The following is a 4,520-nucleotide window of genomic DNA, read 5'->3' on the forward strand; positions in this document are numbered from 1 at the left end:
TTGGCATCCGTTCCGGCAACGCGGCCAACGGTTTCGAGGACTTCCTGCATGGCGGGACTGTCGCCGATGAGCACGTTGTCGGTATGGAGTGTGGCGCCGCCGGCTTTTTTGTCCTGCTTCGCCTGGTGAGCCGCCACGGCGGTTTGCATGGTGGCCAGCAGTTTATCGTTTTCCCAGGGTTTGAGCACGAAGTCGACCGCGCCGGCTTTGATGGCGCGCACGGCCATTTCCACGTCGCCATAGGCGGTGAAAAGCACTACGGTGGCTTTTGGATTGATGTCGAGGATGCGGTCGAGCCATTCGAAGCCTTCTTTCCCGCTGGAGAGGTCGCGGGTGAAGTTCATGTCCAGCAGGATGACGTCGTAATCGAAATTGGTGACGAGGTAGGGGATTTTTTGCGGGTTCTTTTCGAAATCGACCTGCGCGAAATGCCTTTTAAGGAGGAGCCTTGCGGCGCGGAGCACGTCCACGTCGTCGTCCACGATCAGAATTTTACCTTGCTGGATGCTCATGAATATAGGATTAATGCGTTTTGGGCTGAAGACAGCAAAACGTGTTCCGGGATGGGTGAGTCCTCCGGCCGGAGGGGCCCTGTTTTTGGCCGGAACGGCCCTGCTGTGGCAATATTAAACAAACATTCGGGATCGGGTAAGGTTATTTTGACGTCCGCGGTTCGGCCGCCTGCCTGTCCGGATTCGGACACCCTTTGTCCGCTTTGGAACAGCCCCTGCCCGGGGGCTTTGGGTTAAGTTGGCCATGGTAGCGGGTTTCGGGGTTTGGCATGGCTTGGCACATGGATTGACTTTAGCTGTCCAGCAATTTTAGTCATGGACAGACAGATCAAAAAGAAATATTGGACCAAACAACGCCTGTTCCTTTACGGAGGCGGCGGAACGGTAGTGCTCCTCCTGCTGTGGAGCTTCATCTTCGCCGACAAGCGCAGCAAGCTGAACGTGGAAAAGGACAAGATCACCGTTTCGAAGGTCACCCAGGGCACATTTGACGAGTATATCTCCGTCACCGCCGTCGTTCATCCCCTCAAAACCATCCGCCTCGACGCGATCGAGGGCGGTTATGTGGCCCGCAAATTCATGGAAGGCGGCAGCATGGTGAAAGCCGGCGATTCCATCCTCCGCCTTGAAAACCAGCGTCTTATGATGGATTTCGTGAACCGGGAAACCGAAATGTACCGCCTCATCAACGAGCTCCAGAACACCAGGCTCCGCCTCAAACAGGACCGCTTCTCCCTCGAAAAGACCCTCAGCGATCTGGATTACCAGGTAGACCAGGCGAAGGACCTCTTCGAAAGAAACCATAAACTGTTCAAAGACAAAGTGGTAGCAGAACAGGAATACCTCCGCACCAAGCGCGAATACGAACGCCTCGACAAACAGCGCAAGATCGAAGTGCAGTCGCAGTCGTACCAGCTGGAAAACGCCACCACCCAGATCGCGCAGCTGGAAGGCACTATCGCCCGGACGCAGCGGAACCTCAGCATGATGAAGGAAAACCTGGCCAACCTGGTGGTGCGCGCGCCGGTAGACGGCCAGCTGTCGAGCATCAACGTGGAAGTGGGCACCAGCATCCAGGCAGGCCAGAATATCGGGCAGATCGACGACCTGGACGGGTTTAAGATGCGTGCAGAAGTGGATGAGCATTACATTTCCCGCGTTTTCGCGGGGCTGAAAGCCAATTTCGATTTTAACGGGAAAGCCAATGAAATGGTGATTTCCAAAGTATACCCTGAAGTGAAAAACGGCCGTTTCGAAGTGGACATGAACTTCGTGCAGGCCGCACCGGAAGGCATCCGCCGCGGGCAATCCTCTCCTATCCGCCTTGAACTGGGAAAATCGTCCGAAGCTTTACTTTTGCCTGCGGGCGGATTCTTTTCGGACACCGGGGGCAACTGGGTGTACGTCGTGGAAAACGGCGGCAAGCGGGCCGTGAAGCGCAAGATCTCCCTCGGTCGCAAAAACCCCGTATATTTCGAAGTGCTGGAGGGCCTCCAGGCCGGCGACCAGGTCATCACTTCCTCTTACGAGAACTTCGGGAACAAGGAAGTCCTGGAATTCTGACCCACCCAAATCTTATCAAAATCTTCAATCGTCAACAATGATCAGAACAGTCAACCTGCAGAAATTATTCACCACCGAAGAAGTGGAAACAACGGCGCTCAACGGCATCAACATGGAAATCCAGGACGGCGAATTCGTAGCCATCATGGGCCCTTCCGGCTGCGGCAAATCCACCTTGCTCAATATCATCGGGCTTCTCGACAACCCTTCCCACGGCGAATATCATTTCTGGGGGCAGGAAGTTGCGCGGATGAGCGAACGCCAGCGCGCGCAGCTCCGCAAAGGCGCCATCGGGTTCGTGTTCCAGAGCTTTAACCTGATCGACGAGCTGACGGTTTTCGAGAACGTGGAACTGCCGCTGCTGTACCTCAAAGTGCCGGCCAGCGAAAGGAAGGCCAGGGTGGAACAGGTGCTGGAACGCATGAACATCATGCACCGCCGCAACCACTTCCCGCAGCAGCTTTCCGGCGGCCAGCAACAGCGCGTGGCCATTGCGAGGGCGGTTGTCGCCAAGCCCAAACTGATCCTGGCCGACGAGCCTACGGGTAACCTCGATTCCACCAACGGCGAAGAAGTGATGAAGCTACTCCAGGAACTCAACGACGCCGGCACCACGCTGATCATGGTGACGCACTCGCCGTACGACGCGGGTTTCGCTCACCGCATCGTGAACCTGTTCGACGGTAAGGTGGTGACGGAAAACATCAAGGAACAATTTCACGTCTAAACTTTATAAATCATTTACCCATGTTACCTGAATGCCCGGAACATATCAGCCTGTTACCGAACCTCGGTTCGCTGGTGAGCTGCTTTACCGGCGGAAGCGCCGCCGATGAAGAGTTCCAGGCGATGATGGTGATGCCGTCCCTGTTGTTTCCCTTGCTCCTGGTCCTGTTTGCGGGGCTTTGCATGCTCAACCAGTTTCGCCGGAGGGCGGTCAATTCCGAAAACATTTAACCTGCATAACCCCCTTGTTCAATATGTACATGCTCAGAAATCATATCAAGATCGCCTGGAGGAATCTCTGGAACAATAAAGTGTTCGGGGTGATCAATATCGCCGGGCTTACGATCGGGATGACGGCTTGTATGTTCATCCTGTTGTGGGTCGCCAATGAGTGGAGCTTCAACCGTTTCCATGAAAAGCTGCCCCGCATTTACCAGGTGTATGAGCACCAGTACTATTCCAACAACGAAATGCTTACTACCACAGCCACTCCCGGACCGCTGGCGGAGAAGCTCCGGACCGAAGTGCCCGGCATCGCCCAGGTGGCTTCCATCAGCTGGAATGCTGAAAAACTGCTGTCTGTAGGAGAAAAGAACCTCAAGTTCCAGGGGCATTATGTCGAGAATCCATTCTTCAACATATTCAGCTTTCCCTTCGTGGAAGGCAGCGCTGCGGGGGCGCTGACGCGACCCGGCCATATCGTGCTGACCGACGTAACGGCCCAGGCGCTCTTCGGCGACGGCAAAGCCCTGGGCAAAACGGTCCGCATCGAAAACACGAAGGATTACACGGTAGCCGGCGTGGTGAAATCCCCAGGCGACGCGAGCACCGTCAAATTCGCGTTCCTACTGCCGATGCAGGAACTGAAGACCGAACATCCCTGGCTCTCCAGCTGGGACGCTAATGCACCCCGCACCTATGTGCTCCTCAGCGAGCAGGCCGATCTCTCGAAAGTCAATGCCGCGGCCAAAGACATCGTGAAACGAAACGCCAAAGGCTCTACCACCGAATTGTTCCTGTATCCCTTTTCCGATATTTACCTGAAAGGCAGTTTTAAAGACGGCAAAGAGCTGGCGGGCAGGATGGAATATGTGCGGTTGTTCATTATCGTGGCGGTGTTCGTGCTGCTGATCGCCTGCATCAACTTCATGAATCTTTCCACCGCGCGGGCGGTGCAGCGCAGCAAGGAAGTGGGTGTCCGCAAAAGCATTGGTGCTGGCCGATTCTCGCTCGTGTCGCAGTTCTTGGGCGAATCGTTTGCGCTGGTTTTTATTTCTTCGCTGTTGTCTGTATTGCTGGTTTGGCTGCTAATGCCGGTATTTGAAAAGATGGTGAACACGGAAATAGCCGTTCCGGTTTTCACCTGGTATAATTTGCTGGGTCTCTTCTGCCTGGCGCTTTTCACGGGTTTTGCCGCCGGCAGCTATCCCGCATTCTATCTTTCTTCCCTCAACCCCGTATCCACCCTGAAAGGCGGCATGCTGCGACTGAAATCGTCGGCGGTGTGGCTGAGGAAAGGGCTCGTCGTGTTCCAGTTCGGTATTTCGACGGTGCTTATCGTGGCGGCGGCGCTCGTCTACCTGCAGATTCATTTCATCAAAAACCGCAACCTGGGCCTGAATAAAGATCAGGTTGTGTATTTCACCAATGAAGGTGGCATAGAGAAGAATTTTGAAGCCTTCCGCCGCGCGCTCGACGGGAAACCCGGCATCGTGGCTT

General features: G+C 55.1%; 5 protein-coding genes. 4 read left to right on the forward strand and 1 reads right to left on the reverse strand.

The window, feature by feature from the left end; all coding sequences use genetic code 11:
• Positions 1–512 (reverse strand): response regulator (locus Q0510_RS01515; RefSeq protein WP_298707594.1); only part of this gene is annotated, 512 nt, incomplete at its 3' end.
• A 315-nt stretch (positions 513–827) separates the two neighbouring features.
• On the opposite strand from Q0510_RS01515, the gene Q0510_RS01520 reads away from it, so the two are divergent.
• The 4 genes from Q0510_RS01520 to Q0510_RS01535 all read left to right on the forward strand — a co-directional run.
• A complete protein-coding gene (locus tag Q0510_RS01520) occupies positions 828–2,075 on the forward strand; it encodes an efflux RND transporter periplasmic adaptor subunit (RefSeq protein WP_298707596.1) in 1,248 nt (415 codons plus the stop codon).
• Between the two features lie 37 nt (positions 2,076–2,112).
• Positions 2,113–2,802, forward strand: coding sequence for an ABC transporter ATP-binding protein (locus Q0510_RS01525; protein ID WP_298707598.1), 690 nt, complete (start codon positions 2,113–2,115; stop codon positions 2,800–2,802).
• Positions 2,803–2,822: 20 nt separating this feature from the next.
• Positions 2,823–3,032 (forward strand): hypothetical protein, encoded by a 210-nt coding sequence (locus Q0510_RS01530; protein WP_298707600.1) that lies wholly within the window; start codon positions 2,823–2,825, stop codon positions 3,030–3,032.
• Positions 3,033–3,061: 29 nt separating this feature from the next.
• Positions 3,062–4,520 (forward strand): ABC transporter permease (locus Q0510_RS01535; protein WP_298707601.1); only part of this gene is annotated, 1,459 nt, incomplete at its 3' end.

Origin of the sequence: uncultured Chitinophaga sp. (assembly GCF_937874145.1) — a bacterium.
Classification (GTDB): Bacteria; Bacteroidota; Bacteroidia; order Chitinophagales; family Chitinophagaceae; genus Chitinophaga.